The sequence below is a fragment of the Chryseobacterium sp. PET-29 genome (genome assembly GCF_025736815.1).
GTDB lineage: Bacteria > Bacteroidota > Bacteroidia > Flavobacteriales > Weeksellaceae > Chryseobacterium > Chryseobacterium nepalense.
This window is the reverse complement of record NZ_CP107053.1, coordinates 3,452,763-3,468,006: the sequence shown is the minus strand read 5'-3', so window position 1 is coordinate 3,468,006 and position 15,244 is coordinate 3,452,763. Positions and strand designations below refer to the sequence as shown.

The following is a 15,244-nucleotide window of genomic DNA, read 5'->3' as shown; positions in this document are numbered from 1 at the left end:
AGATTGGGCTTGGAATACAATTTAAAAAAAAGTTGAATCTTATTTTTTCAAAATTCAAAATAACCCATTGCACTTTCCTTTAAAAAAAGGAAACTTACGTGAGGCTTATATTCAAAAGTTTCCTTACGTCATCATTTATCAAATTATAGAAAATAAAATTATTGTTTTTGCTGTTTTCAACACCCATCAAAACCCAACAAAAAAGCCTTAAAATTCTAAAACGCATTCATGAAGAAAACAGATATTTGCACCATAAATAATTCAAAAATTACTTTCAACAACGAGGTTATTTTTGAAACTCAAACTGAAAATTTCTCAGATTTTTCCAAAGAAGCCTATAAAACTTTAGAAGTCAATTATGCGAAATTTCATAAGATGGATAATCTGAGTAAACTCGCATTTCTTGCCTCTGAAATAATTCTAAAAGAGGGAGATCACAGCAGAACCGCATTGGTTTTTGCTAACAGATCTTCAAGCCTTGATACCGACTTTAAATATCAGGAAAGCATCAATTTTCAGGAAAATTATTTCCCGAGCCCCGCGGTTTTTGTATATACATTACCCAATATTTGCGTAGGAGAAATCAGCATCAAGCATAAAATGCAGACCGAAAACGCCTTTTTTGTACTGAATGAATTTGATGAGCAATTTTTAAATAATTACTCGGAACAGATTTTGCAGTCAGGAAAAGCCGACAAGGTATTGTGCGGTTGGGTAGAGTTATATCACGAAAGTTATAATGCTTTTGTATATTTGCTCACGAACTAATGTAACAATATAACAGTATAACAATGTAACAATGACATTCAGTATAATCAATTGGTAAACTGATACATTGATACATTGGTAAATTTTAAAATTATGGAAAACTTAAGAGAAGAATTAAAACACAAAATCATTGAAGTTCTTAATTTAGAAGACGTTGCAGTAGAAGAAATTAAAGATACGGATCCGTTATTCGGTGGCGGTCTGGGTCTGGATTCTATTGATGCGTTGGAGCTGATTGTTCTTTTGGATAAAGAATATGGAATAAAATTGGCCGATCCTAAAAAAGGAAAGGAAATTTTTACATCCATTGACACTATGGCAAAATACATCGAGGAAAACAGAACAAAATAAATTAATATATCAATGTACCAATGTAACAGTCTAGCAATTGGTAAACTGTTACATTGATACATTGTTACATTTTGTAAAAATGAGTCAAAAAATTGCTATAACAGGAATGGGCATTATTTCTTCTATTGGAAACAATGTGGAGGAAAATCTGCAATCCTTGATGTCCGGAAAGCACGGAATTTCAGATATTGAACTCTTTGAAACACGCCATGCCGGAAGCATCAAAACAGGTGAAATCAAGCTTTCAAACGCAGAGCTTATAGAAAAGCTTCATCTTAAAGATGTAAAAAATGCTACCAGAACAGCCCTGTTAGGAATGATTGCCGCAAAAGAAGCGGTAGAAAATGCAGCAATTACAGACGTCAATGGATATAAAACAGGTCTCATTTCATCAACCAGCGTTGGCGGAATGGATATGACCGAAAAATATTTCTATTCCTATGAAGATCTTCCTGAACAGCAAAAATATATTGACTCTCATGATGCCGGAAATTCATCTTTGTTAATTGCGGACTATCTGGGTTTGAAAGGTATGGTCTCAACCATCAGTACAGCATGTTCGTCAGCAGCCAATGCGATTATGATGGGAGCCAAACTGATTAAGAACGGAGTGTTGGATCGTGTGATTGTCGGCGGGACAGATGCCCTTTCAAAATTTACTTTGAATGGCTTTAACACACTGATGATTCTTACAGATTCTTATAATACTCCTTTTGATCATGACAGAAAAGGTCTGAATCTTGGAGAAGCGGCCGCTTTTATAATTTTGGAATCCGAAGACGTGGTGAAAAAGGAACATAAAAAAGTGCTTGGTTATCTTTCGGGATATGGAAATGCCAATGATGCGCATCACCAGACTGCTTCTTCCGAAAACGGTCAGGGTGCCTATTTAGCGATGGAAAAAGCACTCAAAATTTCGGGGTTAGATAAAGAACAAATCGATTATATTAACGTTCACGGAACGGCAACTCCAAATAATGATTTATCAGAAGGTATTGCAATGATCAGAATTTTCGGAGAAAATAAAGTCCCGGATTTCAGTTCCACCAAAGCTTTCACGGGCCATACTCTGGCTGCAGCAGCAGGAATTGAAGCGGTTTATTCTTTGTTGGCCATTCAGAATAATATTATTTTCCCGAATCTGAATTTTAAAACTAAAATGGCAGAATTTGACCTGACTCCGGTTACTGAACTCAGAGAAAAAAACATCAACCACGTTCTCTCCAACTCGTTTGGTTTTGGCGGAAATTGTTCAACCTTAATTTTCTCAAAGTCATGAATCCGGTTTACATCAACAGTGCCGCCTGCATTTCTGTTCAGGACACTTTAAATGAAAATTTCTTAGAAAATTTAAAGCCGGAATATTCTACTCTGGTCTTAAAAGCCATCGAACCTGCCTACAAAGAATTCATTCCTCCGGCTATGATCAGAAGAATGTCTAAAACAGTAAAAATGAGTTCTGTTGCTTCGCATTATGCATTAAAAGAGGCCGGTATTGAAAATCCGGATGCGATCATTGTGGGAACCGGCATAGGATGTTCTCAGGATTCCGAGAAATTTTTGAAAAATGTGCTGGATAATAATGAAGAGTTTTTGACTCCCACTTATTTCATCCAGTCTACTCATAATACGGTGGCAGGACAGATCGCTTTAGGTCTTCAATGCCATGCATATAATTTCACGTATGTAAATACATCTTCGTCTCTGGAATTTTCTTTTTTGGATGCAAAACTACAGATTATCGACGGTGACGCGGAAAATGTACTCGTTGGTTCAACGGATGAACAGACCGAAAGAACAATGGAATTGTACAAATTAAACAAAACCATTAAAAAAGAAGAAGATTTACCTGTAGATTACCTGAACTCAGAAACGCACGGCGTTGTTTGGGGAGAAGGAGCAAGTTTTTTTGTCTTGGGAAAAGAAAAAGCAGTAAATTGTTATGCTCAACTGAAAGATATTCAGATTGTTAATATATTAGAATTAGGAGAAACTCAAGACTTTATTAAAGAATTTTTAAATAAAAATAATTTAGCAAACACTAATATTGACGCAGTAATTTTGGGTTTCAGCGGAGATTCAAAGTCTGATGTGTATTACAATAAAGTAACGGAACTATTTACAGGTTCTTCATTGCTGTATTACAAACATTTAAGCGGCGAATTCAATACGGCCAGTGGATTTTCTACCTTTATCGCTTGTCATATCCTTAAGAACCAGGAGATTCCCGAAGTGATGATGATTAATGATCTGAAAAAAGGTGAGATTAGGAACATTCTGCTTTATAATCATTTGGGAGGAAATGATCACAGCTTGGTTTTGTTGGGAAAAGTTTAGTTTGTTGAATTAATAAAATTAAAACCTACCAGGTTTTTGAAACCTGTTAAGTTTGGAAATATAAAGTTTGAAAAGGTTTCGTTCGCAAGAGCATTTCATTCCGTTTTGCTCCATTCACAATGACAACACGAATATATAAATCATGGATATTTTAAACCCTAAATTTATAAACAATAAAAGATGAAACATTATCCGTTTATCCTGTTCTATATTTTCTGCAATGTTTTTATTTATGCATTTCAGGGAACGTTTTGGGTATATCTGTTTTGTTTTCTGATGTTTTTTGCGGTTATTATCTGGGGATCTTTTGATGTCGGGCTGAATTATTTCGTAAGCAGTTTTAATCATAAAAGAACAAAAATCAGGGAAGTTGCATTGACTTTCGACGACGGGCCTACAGAATATACACCTCAATTTCTGGATCTGCTCAAGGAAAACAATATAAAAGCAACCTTCTTCTGCATCGGGAAACAGATTGAAAAATATCCCGAAACCTTCCAAAGAATTATTGCAGAAGGTCATACCGTTGGAAATCATACTTTTTCACATGCTGACAATACCGGTTTTTTATCAACTTCAAAAATGATCGAAGAGATCGAAAAATGTGACGAAATGATGTTGAAAACCGGCAATTTAAAAACCAGTTTATACCGTCCTCCGTTTGGTGTAACCAACCCGAACATTGCCAGAGCAATCAGAAAAACCCATAAGAAAAGCATTGGCTGGAATGTACGGTCATTAGATACGGTAATTCAGGATGAGAACAAAATTTCCCATAACATTACCAAAAAATTAAAAAAAGGAAGCATTATTCTTCTTCACGATACCTCAGAAAAAACGTATAAAGTTTTGGCAGATTTATTGGTATTTTTGAAGGATAAGAAATATTCAACTTTTACAATTGATAATATTTTAACCGCAAAAGAGACAAAAGATTTTTAACACCAGAGTACGCTTAAATGAAAAGAATAACACATAAGTTTTGAAAATTTTTGATTTTCATCTTTTGCAGACTTTAATTGTAATGTTAAATGGAAATAATAATCTTTTGTGCCTTCTGTGGTTACATTAAAACGTTAAAAAATGATTAAAAATATAGCTTTAGGAGCATTTCTATTGATTTCAGGTGTTTTTTTTTCACAGAATACGGCAATGTCCGGGGCTGAAGCCAAAGCATTTGTAGCGAAAGTTTCTTCGGAAACGAAAGGGATAAAAACGCTGCAGGCCGATTTTACGCAGACCAAGAAAATGGATTTCCTGGATAAAAATATCGTTACCTATGGAAGAATGTCCCTCAAAACTCCGAATATGCTTGCCTGGAAATACACAAAACCCTATCAGTACAGCATTGTTTTTAAGGATAATAAGATATTTATTAATGATCAGGGTAAGAAATCTTCTGTGGATGCCAAAAGCAAAACTTTCGAAAAAATCAATAAATTAATCGTAGGAAGTTCAAACGGACAGATGTTCAATGATCCAGAATTCTCAGTAAGTTATATGAAAAGTGCCAATTTCAACATTGCAAAATTTACCCCGAAATCTGCTCAGCTGCTGAAATATATTAAGCAAATTGAATTATATTTCCCTAAAAATGAATCAACGGTTTCTCAGGTCAATATGACGGAAGCTTCCGGAGACACTACCAATATTATTTTCAAAAATACAAAAGTCAATGCGCCGGTTGCTGCTTCGGAATTTAGCTTATAGCCTGATTTTCATTTTGTTTACAGCGTGTAAAACCTATACGCTTAATGATGCGAAACCTGTTACGTCTGTTAAAAAGGCTGTTGAAAATCTCTATTTTTCATCTACGGAAGATTATGTGTATAAATGCCAGATGGATATTTATAAAAACCATGTAAGCGGCATTCTGATCATAAAAAAAATTAGTGAAAACACTCATCGTGTTGTGTTAACCTCGGATTTTGGAAATAAATTGATTGACTTTGAAATTTCGAAGGAAGATTTTAAACTCAATTATGTGCTTCCCGATATGGATAAAAAAATCGTCATTAATTTTCTGAAGAACGATTTCAGGGAGCTTTTAAAACAAAATTATCCTGTTTCACAAAGTTTTGAAAACAAAACCGATTATATTTATCTTTCAAAAGCAGATAAGAAAGCATATTATCTATTCTTTGGCAAGGAGAACCGAATGCTGAAACAAATTGTTTATACGAAAAACAACAGGGAAAAGATCGATTTTACTTTTGACGCAAAAAAACATATCTTCGTGGATAGTTTGAATCTCCGCCATAAAGATTTCAAAATCAATATAAAATTATTCCAGATTACCGAAAACCAATGACCTTACATGAGAAAAATTTTATTTACCTGTCTGATTCTGATCTTCGGATTTTCATCAGCTCAGGTGACTTTCAGTACGGGCATAAGGACAGGCGTAAATTTCGCTACCCTTACTAAAAGAAACAATGAAAGCTTTTACATCCACGAAGACGACAAACCCGAAAAGGTGATCAATACAAACCTGAAAACAGTTACAGATTTTTATATCGGATTACAGGGAAACATTAGATTTACGGAGCGCTACGCTTTACAGCCTGAATTTAATTACTCAAGACAGGGTACAAATTTGCAATACACTTCAGAAAACGGAATTCTTCCGCGCAAAAGGCTTCACTATGATTTTGTAGGGTTGCAATTTACAAATAAAGTATATATAAAAAACTTTAATGTTTTTGCCGGCCCGTTTCTGGATCTTGCTGTCGGTAATAATAATGCCGGACTTGATCTTGGCTTCGCGGGAGGCTTGGGTTATGATCTTTCCAAAAATCTGGGCTTTGAAGTACGGATCAAAAAGGGATTTATATCCATGCTGGATCACGAAAATTCTTCTTTTCTTTTTGCCAATTCAAATACTGTTTTTCAGATTGGAGCTTATTATACGTTTCGCTTTAAAAAGTAAGTTTAAAAATCTGTTGGTAAAACAATTTCCTTTTCGTTTCAAAAAGATATATCTTCGCGAATAGTTTGAATTTTCTAAATAAAGATTTAAATTCAATATAAAATTATTCCAAATAACTGAAACAGAATAAATAATGCAGACAATTCTTACCGATTTTTACCAATTAGAATCCTACGAAAAAACAGAGAACGGAAGTTATATCGCCCATATTTTACTTAATAAAGATCATGAAATCTTTAAGGGCCATTTCCCGGGAAATCCCGTTACTCCAGGAGTTTGTATGATGCAGATTGTAAAAGAACTTTCTGAAGAATTAGCAGGACAAAAATTATTTCTGAAATCCGCTTCCAATGTAAAATTTATGGCGATCATTAATCCTTTTGAAACCCCTGAACTGAAATTACAGCTGGATATTAATGAATCTGAAGAAGAAGTTAAAGTAAAAAATACCACTTCTTTTGGCGAGACTATTGCATTAAAAATGTCAGTTAACTATAAAAAACTGGCAAAATGAAATTAATTTTTTCGTTCGTAACTGCAGTTATGCTTTTCTTTCAATCGGGAATTGAATCTTTGCGGGAAAGTTATGCTAAAGCAAATGCATCCAATGCGAATACCGAAGCATTTATCAATACTGCTGAAAAAAGCTCCGGGTCTGACGCCGTCATCCAGGGTTATAAAGCGGCAGCTAAAATAATGGAAGCCAAAATTACGAAGCACAACCGGAAAGCATTGGTAAAATCCGGTGCTACCAGTCTTGAAACTATTATCAAAAGCAATCCCAATAATATCGAACTTCGGGTCATCAGGATGAGTGTTCAGGAAAATATTCCGAAAATTGTGGGGTACAGAGGAAGCCTTAAAGATGATAAAGCTTTCATTCTGAATAATTACAGCAAGCAAAATTCAACATTAAAAAACTATATTAAAAAATTTGCGGCACAATCTAAAACAATGACGGAGGCCGAAAAAGCAAGTTTTAAATAAAACCATGACCCTCACTGAAGTCCAGAAAGCAATTTCCGAAAAGAATATCTGTGTTTTAGTTCCTACCTATAACAATGAAAAAACGCTGAGGAGAGTTATCGTCGGTATTTTACATTACACGAATAACATTATCATTGTTAATGACGGTTCTACAGATTCCACACCATTTATTTTACAGGATTATCCCGAAATCAGGATTATTCATCTGCCTGAAAATAAAGGAAAAGGGAATGCTTTGAAAACAGGTTTCAGAGTGGCGGAAAAGATAGGATACAGCTATGCGATTACTATTGATTCTGACGGACAACATTACCCGGATGACATTCCGGTTTTTGTAGAAGCTTTGCTAAAGGAAAGTCAGGATGTACTTCTGATAGGTAACAGAAATATGGCTCAGGACGGAATACCTAAAAAAAGCAGCTTCGGAAATCGTTTTTCTAATTTCTGGTTCTGGTTTGAAACAGGGATTAAGCTGGAAGATACACAATCGGGGTTCCGGTTGTATCCGCTGCATAAAATTCCCAGAAAATATTTTACCCCTAAATTTGAATTTGAAATTGAAATTATTGTACGGACAGCCTGGAGGCATGTTCCTGTAAAAAATGTTCCTGTAAAAGTATTATACGATCCTGCAGAAAGAGTGTCCCATTTCAGGCCTTTTAAAGATTTCACCCGAATCAGCATCCTTAATACGATTTTGGTAGCCATTACGCTGGTTTACATTATTCCTAGAAATTTCATTAATAATTTCAAAAAAAAAAGTTTTAAGAGATTTATAAAAGAAGATGTTCTGGAAAGCGATGGAAGTAACCGAACCAAAGCTTTTTCCGTTGCACTCGGTGTATTGATAGGTTTTTCTCCTTTTTGGGGCTTTCATACCCTGCTTACCATATCTTTGGCCGTACTTTTTAAACTGAATAAAGTCTTGGCTTTTGTGGCTTCAAATGTAAGTATACCGCCTTTTATCCCTTTTATTATTGCAGCTTCATTGTTTCTGGGTTCGCCATTTGTTGGGGGAAACAGCAATATTTTCAGCCAGGAGCTGAATTTTGATCTTGTGAAAAATAATCTGCTGCAGTATCTGATCGGCAGCGCGATATTATCGGTTTCCATGTCCGTCATTTCCGGGATTGCTGTTTTTCTCTTCCTGAATAAAGTAGATCCGGAAAACACTTAGTATTATTAAAACAAAACTGCAAAGCCTTTTGACCTTGCAGTTGTATTTCGTGTTATTTTATTGTTACTTTTTGTGAATAATTCTTACCCGATTTATCGGTTACCTGAAGCAGGTATGTTCCCGGTTTTAAATCTTTTACGGAAATCTGATCCCTTTCTACTTTAGTCTGCAGAACCATTCTCCCGCTCATCTCATATATTTTAGCATGTTCAGGAACAAAACCGGACTTGGTTTTAAACTGAATATTATCGTGTGCAGGATTAGGATATACCGTGAAAATTTCTTCTGCGGTCTGAATCTCTTTTGTACCTAAGAATGAACCTTCAATTACATTTAATGTTGTATTCGGGGTAACATTATTAATTGTATCTACCAATCCCGAAGGCCAGCGCACAATCACTTTTGTAATGGCAGTAGCCTGCCCGATCCCGAAATGAACATTCAGCGTGCTCATGTTCCCGAAACCTGTGCCACTTTGCACATCTCTGATCTGTTTACCCCAGGACCCGTAAATTTCTACTCTTGCGCCAATTCCGTTTCTATTGCTCTGAGTTCCTTTCAGGGTTACTTTAAGCCATTTATTGGTATTTCCGGCATTCATCATGATCGTGTTTCCGTTCTGAATATCCAGAAATCCGTCATTATTTAAATCTCCGATAGGACGGTCAAAGCTGCTGAGATTATAAGGGTTTGGATTTGGGGTAAATGTAAAATCACCATTTCCGAACATGATGTTATTTCCTGCTCCCAATACATCCAGGAATCCGTCGTTATCAAAATCATGAGCTACATATTCTCTGCTCAGTGCACTGTTGGTATCATATCCCGATCCTGCAGACTTATCAGTAAATGTTCCGTCTCCGTTGTTTTTCATTACCTTACTCAGTCCATTTGCCGTGGAATTAATTCCTACCACTGCATCCATCCATCCGTCATTATTAAAATCTCCCCACGCGGAAGACCATGTCTGAACGGGGTTTGCCATGTTGGCTGTTGCCGCCACATTGGTGAAAGTAGCATTGCCGTTATTTCGGTGAAGTTCATCGATGTTTCCTCCGGGCCCGGAACCTCCTCCGCTGCATTTTGCAATAAAGAGATCCATATCTCCGTCATTATCATAATCAATCCAGATAGAACCGTAGTTTCCTCCGGAAGGGAAATCTCCCAGTCCGCCCTGGCTATGATTCATATCCGTGCCGTCATTAATATAGTATCTGTTCGGAGCATTATCGTCACATACAAAAGCATCCAATTTCCCATCGTTGTTAATATCGATAAAATTTGTTCTCTGAACTAAGAATGATTGCTGTTTTCTGTCTGACGTATAAGCCGTTCCGGTGGCATTTGCCTTTAAAAAAGCAATTCCGCTTCCCGAACCATAAATCAGATCGTTAAATCCATTATTATCATAATCTCCGGCGGCTATACTCCATGAAGGTGTTATAACTGTGGTGGGAACGGTATACGTTACATTATTGAATGTTCCGCCCGGCTGCTGATAGGAAATGACAATCTGTGTAGCACTTACTACAGAAACAATATCATCAAGATAATCTCCGTTCATATCTACAATACAGTTATTAAAACTTCCTGCAACAGAAACAGTCTGAGGATTAAACACCAGGCGATCCGGCTGAACTATTACCTCGGATAATGTAACATTAAAGCCCAAGGAAGAATATTTATTATCAAAGACGATATAATATGTGGTTCCGGCAACTGCATTAAAGGTAACCTGGGAAAACTGTCCAATGTAATCATCATTGGCCGTAATACAATTAAGTGCGGTACAATTTCCTGAAAACACCATTAAACGGGTATCAGCGTTTTGCCCAGCAGACGAAGTGGTAATTTTAATCGTTTTATTTGCTGTAGCCGTATATTTATACCACAAGCCTTTTGTTCCGGCTGCACCTAAGGTACAAGCCGTTAAAGGAGGATCTCCCGTGACATCCGGCACGGTAACTGTTCCTAGATTTAGGGAAACTGCTGTTGCGCAGGTGAGCTGTGCAGACGCCCATGTACTGTTCAATAATAAAATAAGTAAGGGGAATATTTTTTTCATGGATAGAAGTTTTTATTATTAAGGACAAGTTTGATTTAAAGAAGAGATCCATTGATTCAGGAGTTGTACACCTTCATCATGAACGATAGTTCTTCCTAGCAGCGGCATCCTGTTATTTTCATTGACAGAATTCAATCTGAAATGCATTACCGATTTGGCAGGATTTCCTGGCGTAATAATTTTTTCCAGCGATGAGCCGAGAGGTTCATCAGCCATTACACAAACCCCCATCTTTGTTAAGTTGGCCGTCTGGGTGAAGCTTAAACGTATTGCTCTGTAATCACATCTTGCATTTTCCTGGTGACAATGGGCACAGTTGATATCAAGATAAGAACGCAGCCGGATATCCAGAGGTTTGCTTGTATCTTTATAATTCACTGTCGAGACAATATTGGATGGAAAACTTTGGAGATAGCCTTCATCAACAAACTTTTGAAGCTGGTTTTTAATACCATTAGGATAATTGTAAGTCCCATTTAAATTCTGTGGCTTCATCCCAATCGGAATTGGTTTATTGTCTAATTTGTGACACGCCAGGCATTCCGTTTCCGAAGGGATTCTGTAATCCGTAGTGATGATATCACCATTATCTTTTTTAAAAGTAATGTTTTTAGAACTTCCGCTTGCAAAGTTGGCTCCGGTAACCAGCTCGGCTTCAGTCTGAGCGTCATTCCAGAGATATTCTGCAAAAATCCAGCCTGTGGATTTTTTAATCATTAAGCGTGTTTCAAGAATTTTTGTTGTATTTCCGGGCTGTACGGTATTGTAGTAAAAATTTTTGATCAGTACGGTGCCCACAGGAAAATTCAGTATTTTATCATCCGCATCATAGTTTGCCTTTACATTACCCGGCATCCAGATGAATCTCTTTTTCAAAGCATAATCTGTAAAAAGCGAACTGGCGGGTTCATAAGGAATAACTTTGGTGTTAGGCTGCAGATTTTTCAGTTCCCCCGTAAAAAACATATAAGTTGAGAGTTTTGCGTACGGAACTGCGTCAATATTAAAATTAACAAAAGAACTTTCCGTTTCTACACTTTCAATTTTTTCGTCGTTTTTACAGGAAAAAAGGCCTAAAAAGCAAAATAAATACAGTAAGTAGATTTTTCTCATTCATTAACGATTTAACGAAAACGAATTTAATCATTTAAATCATACGAAATAAAATTATTAACAATAAAAACAATAATATTCTTAAAAACAGATAATTTATACTATACTTACAGCTATTTCTTTTGTTAAAATTTAATAAAAACAAATCATATCAAGAATCAGACTCAGAAATTTATTATTTAAAATATTCATCATAAAAACAATATTTTTTAAACAAAGAAAAATGTCTATTTACATCTTTTGAGTGCTTTCTTAAAATAATGTTCAATATGCTTTCTGTCCTCAAGAGTTGTGATTTCTTTGGTCAGTGCTTTTTCAAATTCTGTTTTTGCTTTGCTGTATTCTTTTTGCTTGTAATAATATTTTCCAGACTGATAATAAACCACCCAGAAATCCGGATTTAGTGATTGGTAATATGGCAGGAAATCTTCCGTTAACAATACATCTCCTTCAATTGCTTTCTGAACTTCTTCGTTCATCATTTTGTATTGTTTATAATCTTCAAATTCCCGGGAATCTATAAAAGGATCTTTTGCAATATTCAATTCAGACCTTGCGAAATCACCATTTTTCAATTTTTGATCCGAAAATAATTCATTAAGATCATAACATACAAATTCTCCCAGCTGATAAGGATTTGCCGAAACCCAAACCAACTTTTTCTGGGGCGAAAAAATCACAGCATGATGCGCCAGAAGCTGATTAATTGCCTTTTCGTTTCCGTAACCTATTTTTTTTCCTTTCAGTCCGGACTTGTCACGTAAGATTGCAGCCATTTTTTCAGGGGTAATCTTTTTATTTTTTTCTAAAAGTTCCTGCAGCTTTTCGTAGCGGTATTCGGAATGACTTTCTGCGATATGCTTCTGATTCCTTTTATCATTTTTATAAGCATCCGACTGAAAATGATTGGTGCAAAAAACCCGACTTGTATTCTCTACTTTATATACCCCGAAATTATCCGGAGAAACTTCGATGATTACAGCATTTTTATCATAAGCACTTCCAACCAGAATAGATTCCGAGACAAAAACTTTTCTCTTCCTTGCAATGGCTATGGCTTCATCAATATTTTTAGCATACTGAAGAATTTCTCTCGTTACCAGAGAAATCGGCGTTTTTGCTGTTAACGGAATTTTAGATTTTCCGGCATTGATGGTTACCGTAATTCCTTCTTTATTCATCCCGGAAACTACCCCTATCATACCCGGCCAACTTACAGATAAGTAAGGAATCCCATTTTCCGGCTCTACAATTTCAATAACTTTATTTTCCGCAAAATCATCACCCACATAAAAATCGAAATTTCTTCCGATCAGCAAATCTCCGTCTTCGGTATTTTCATTCCAGACGGCGAGAGAAGTACATCCAACCATCATAAGATCCTGCATGGCATGACCGATATCGTGAGCCCCGTGCAGATAAAGATTTCGCTGGTATTTAGGGGCGATAAAATCATATTCATCGGAAGAATACCGGGATAAACCATAGAGCTCTGCCTGAAAATCCTCCCGAACATTCAGATACATTTTCCGGTTATACCATTTCAAAAACCCACGCAAGAGACTTTGTTTAAATTTCGACGGAACAAAACCTTCTACTTTTGAAAAGAAAATCTTTTCCTGATTTTGCATGAGGCTCTTTGTAAGCGCTCCATTATTATACCCCAGCTGCAAAGGGTTTCCTGTAATATAAAGCTCCCAGATCTGCTGCTTGTTCTTCGTTAAATAATTTTTTTTAAAGCTGAAAGTGGAATCATTGACTCTTTTAACTTCCGGAATTTCAATAGAATACTGTTGGATATCAGGAATATGATTGATGGATTTTTGTATACCGCAAGATATTAGGATAAAAATAAGGCTGAGACTGAGAAATGATAAAACGATGCATCTTGAATAAAAATTTGTTTTTAATTTGGATGTTTTAATTCGTCTTTCTCCATTTGGAATGACTAATCGTAAATTAATGTTGTATTTCTTCTCCACTTTTACCTTCGTTAATAAATTGTTTTAATCTTTTATCAATCAATTCTTTACCAACAATTTCCGCACAGGTATTGAATGCCCCTATAGTACAACCTAAGATTCCGTGCATATTCACAGATTGCCCTGTGAGAAAAAGATTGTCGATTTTTGTTCTTGGCGAAACCATTGTTTTTAGAGGATTTTCCGAGTTTTTGCGATAACCGTACATATTTCCGTTGAAGCTGCCGATATAATCGCGGTAAGATAATGGTGAAGAGGTGTAGATTTTTTTTATATATTTTCTTAGATCAGGGATTTTCTTTTCTAAGGCATCAATCATTTTTTCTGCTTTATCAAGCTTGAATCTTTCATAGCCCGCTCCTCTTTCATGCTCATCTGCAACGGTATTGAATGTATTCTTCCACTCTTCTACTTCTTCAAAATCCATGTAGGAAATTGCCGTAAGACTTTCTGCAAAACCAGGATTATGTTTTGATTCCGTTGAAGAAAGCATGTAAGTTTCCGGCCAGGATTCTTTCTGATAACGGTATGCATTCCAGACCATTTCTTCATTAGAATAATGGTATATATTATAATTAAAATCAGGAATTGTGTGGGGTTTAAGTACAAGGTACACACTGAAGCATGAAGACACAGGTTTCCAGCTCATGATCCTGTTTAAAAAAGATTTTTTTAGCCTTTCTTCTCCAATTATATGAATTAAAGAGCGTATTTCTATATTTGAAATAAATTTTTTGGCAAAGTATTCTCTTCCCTGTTCCGTTTTTACACCGGCTATTTCATTATTTTCATTAAAAATAAACGCTGAAACCTCAGTATGTTTATGAACTTCAGCACCATGCTCACGAAGCTTGCGAATGAGCAACTTTGAAATCTGGCTGCCTCCATTTACACATTTGTAAGCGCTCTGAATATAGGAATTAACCGTAAGTGCATGAACATAAAACGGAATATGCTCAGAATCACCTGCATATAAAAAGTTCGAACCTAATAAAACGGACTGCAGCTTTTTATCAGAGGTTAAAGATTCAATAAATCTTTTGGTATTTAAGTGGAGAATTTCTTCGTTATACCGATTTTCCCCAACAAGATTGTATCTTGGAAACTGACTGCATATCCGCCGGACTTCCTCGCAATAGTTTTCTATGTTTTCTTTTTCTTCAGGAAAATATTTTGATAACTGTTTAACAAAATTTTCGCTGCCCTGTGCATGGGGATATTCTGTCTGATCGTCTCCGAAAGTTATTTTATCATATCCGTTTTCATCCATTTTCCTGAGCTCAAGAGCATCCATTATTCCCAGATAGGAAAAAAACTGATGCAGGTTCTGCCCTTCCGAGAGACCTCCTAAATAGTGAACTCCTGTATCGAAAATGAGTTTATCACGGGAAAAAGTCTGTAAATTACCTCCGTACTGATTATTCTTTTCCAGTATACAAACCTTCAGGCCTTCTTTCGCCAGAATAAGTGCCGAAACAAGGCCGCCCAATCCGCTGCCGATTACGAGTATGTCGTATGTTTTTTTCAAGGAGGAA

At 36.0% G+C, this 15,244-nt stretch carries 15 protein-coding genes; 11 read left to right on the top strand and 4 right to left on the bottom strand.

The features are described 5' to 3' along the window. Positions 1-228: 228 nt before the first annotated feature. The 11 genes from ODE14_RS15785 to ODE14_RS15735 all read left to right on the top strand — a co-directional run bounded on the left by ODE14_RS15785 (position 229) and on the right by ODE14_RS15735 (position 8,549). Positions 229-768, top strand: a complete 540-nt coding sequence (locus tag ODE14_RS15785) for a 3-oxoacyl-ACP synthase (RefSeq protein WP_263602113.1) — start codon at positions 229-231, stop codon at positions 766-768. Positions 769-861: 93 nt separating this feature from the next. Continuing rightward, on the top strand, positions 862-1,119 hold the full coding sequence (locus tag ODE14_RS15780; protein ID WP_066437770.1) for a phosphopantetheine-binding protein: 258 nt from the start codon (positions 862-864) through the stop codon (positions 1,117-1,119). 79 nt (positions 1,120-1,198) lie between these two features. After that, complete coding sequence (locus ODE14_RS15775) at positions 1,199-2,398, top strand: beta-ketoacyl-[acyl-carrier-protein] synthase family protein (protein WP_263602112.1); 1,200 nt, start codon at positions 1,199-1,201, stop codon at positions 2,396-2,398. Then, entirely contained in the window at positions 2,395-3,456 is a 1,062-nt protein-coding gene (locus ODE14_RS15770) for a beta-ketoacyl synthase N-terminal-like domain-containing protein (protein ID WP_263602111.1), read from the top strand. Before ODE14_RS15775 ends, ODE14_RS15770 begins: the two co-directional genes overlap by 4 nt. A 180-nt stretch (positions 3,457-3,636) precedes the next feature. Beyond that, entirely contained in the window at positions 3,637-4,398 is a 762-nt protein-coding gene (locus ODE14_RS15765) for a polysaccharide deacetylase family protein (protein ID WP_263602110.1), read from the top strand. Between the two features lie 141 nt (positions 4,399-4,539). Then, positions 4,540-5,166 (top strand): LolA family protein, encoded by a 627-nt coding sequence (locus ODE14_RS15760; protein WP_263602109.1) that lies wholly within the window; start codon positions 4,540-4,542, stop codon positions 5,164-5,166. A gap of 13 nt (positions 5,167-5,179) precedes the next feature. Beyond that, the gene (locus tag ODE14_RS15755; RefSeq protein ID WP_263602108.1) at positions 5,180-5,767 is read left to right on the top strand and encodes a hypothetical protein; all 588 of its coding nucleotides are present in this window, start codon (positions 5,180-5,182) and stop codon (positions 5,765-5,767) included. Positions 5,768-5,773: 6 nt separating this feature from the next. Then, the gene (locus ODE14_RS15750) at positions 5,774-6,385 is read left to right on the top strand and encodes an outer membrane beta-barrel protein (protein WP_248388795.1); all 612 of its coding nucleotides are present in this window, start codon (positions 5,774-5,776) and stop codon (positions 6,383-6,385) included. A gap of 133 nt (positions 6,386-6,518) precedes the next feature. Continuing rightward, entirely contained in the window at positions 6,519-6,899 is a 381-nt protein-coding gene (locus ODE14_RS15745) for a 3-hydroxyacyl-ACP dehydratase (protein WP_248388797.1), read from the top strand. Then, complete coding sequence (locus tag ODE14_RS15740; protein ID WP_248388799.1) at positions 6,896-7,372, top strand: hypothetical protein; 477 nt, start codon at positions 6,896-6,898, stop codon at positions 7,370-7,372. The genes ODE14_RS15745 and ODE14_RS15740 overlap by 4 nt, the downstream gene beginning before the upstream one ends. Before the next feature lie 4 nt (positions 7,373-7,376). Further along, positions 7,377-8,549, top strand: a complete 1,173-nt coding sequence (locus ODE14_RS15735) for a DUF2062 domain-containing protein (protein ID WP_263602107.1) — start codon at positions 7,377-7,379, stop codon at positions 8,547-8,549. A 52-nt stretch (positions 8,550-8,601) separates the two neighbouring features. Here the strand turns inward: ODE14_RS15735 and ODE14_RS15730 are convergent, their stop codons facing one another. The 4 genes from ODE14_RS15730 to ODE14_RS15715 form a co-directional block, all read right to left on the bottom strand. Further along, positions 8,602-10,614 (bottom strand): FG-GAP-like repeat-containing protein, encoded by a 2,013-nt coding sequence (locus ODE14_RS15730; RefSeq protein WP_263602106.1) that lies wholly within the window; start codon positions 10,612-10,614, stop codon positions 8,602-8,604. 18 nt (positions 10,615-10,632) lie between these two features. Next, a complete protein-coding gene (locus ODE14_RS15725) occupies positions 10,633-11,727 on the bottom strand; it encodes a hypothetical protein (protein ID WP_263602105.1) in 1,095 nt (364 codons plus the stop codon). A 227-nt stretch (positions 11,728-11,954) separates the two neighbouring features. After that, positions 11,955-13,610, bottom strand: coding sequence for a C45 family autoproteolytic acyltransferase/hydolase (locus tag ODE14_RS15720; protein WP_263603849.1), 1,656 nt, complete (start codon positions 13,608-13,610; stop codon positions 11,955-11,957). Positions 13,611-13,686: 76 nt separating this feature from the next. After that, positions 13,687-15,237: a phytoene desaturase family protein gene (locus tag ODE14_RS15715; RefSeq protein ID WP_263602104.1), complete on the bottom strand. Its 1,551-nt coding sequence runs from the start codon at positions 15,235-15,237 to the stop codon at positions 13,687-13,689. Between the last annotated feature and the right edge of the window lie 7 nt (positions 15,238-15,244).

Coding starts and splice junctions, on each gene's coding strand:
- ODE14_RS15785 (WP_263602113.1), top strand. CDS start 229: ATGAAGAAAACAGATATTTGCACCATAAATAATTCAAAAATTACTTTC.
- ODE14_RS15780 (WP_066437770.1), top strand. CDS start 862: ATGGAAAACTTAAGAGAAGAATTAAAACACAAAATCATTGAAGTTCTT.
- ODE14_RS15775 (WP_263602112.1), top strand. CDS start 1,199: ATGAGTCAAAAAATTGCTATAACAGGAATGGGCATTATTTCTTCTATT.
- ODE14_RS15770 (WP_263602111.1), top strand. CDS start 2,395: ATGAATCCGGTTTACATCAACAGTGCCGCCTGCATTTCTGTTCAGGAC.
- ODE14_RS15765 (WP_263602110.1), top strand. CDS start 3,637: ATGAAACATTATCCGTTTATCCTGTTCTATATTTTCTGCAATGTTTTT.
- ODE14_RS15760 (WP_263602109.1), top strand. CDS start 4,540: ATGATTAAAAATATAGCTTTAGGAGCATTTCTATTGATTTCAGGTGTT.
- ODE14_RS15750 (WP_248388795.1), top strand. CDS start 5,774: ATGAGAAAAATTTTATTTACCTGTCTGATTCTGATCTTCGGATTTTCA.
- ODE14_RS15745 (WP_248388797.1), top strand. CDS start 6,519: ATGCAGACAATTCTTACCGATTTTTACCAATTAGAATCCTACGAAAAA.
- ODE14_RS15740 (WP_248388799.1), top strand. CDS start 6,896: ATGAAATTAATTTTTTCGTTCGTAACTGCAGTTATGCTTTTCTTTCAA.
- ODE14_RS15735 (WP_263602107.1), top strand. CDS start 7,377: ATGACCCTCACTGAAGTCCAGAAAGCAATTTCCGAAAAGAATATCTGT.
- ODE14_RS15730 (WP_263602106.1), bottom strand. CDS start 10,614: ATGAAAAAAATATTCCCCTTACTTATTTTATTATTGAACAGTACATGG.
- ODE14_RS15725 (WP_263602105.1), bottom strand. CDS start 11,727: ATGAGAAAAATCTACTTACTGTATTTATTTTGCTTTTTAGGCCTTTTT.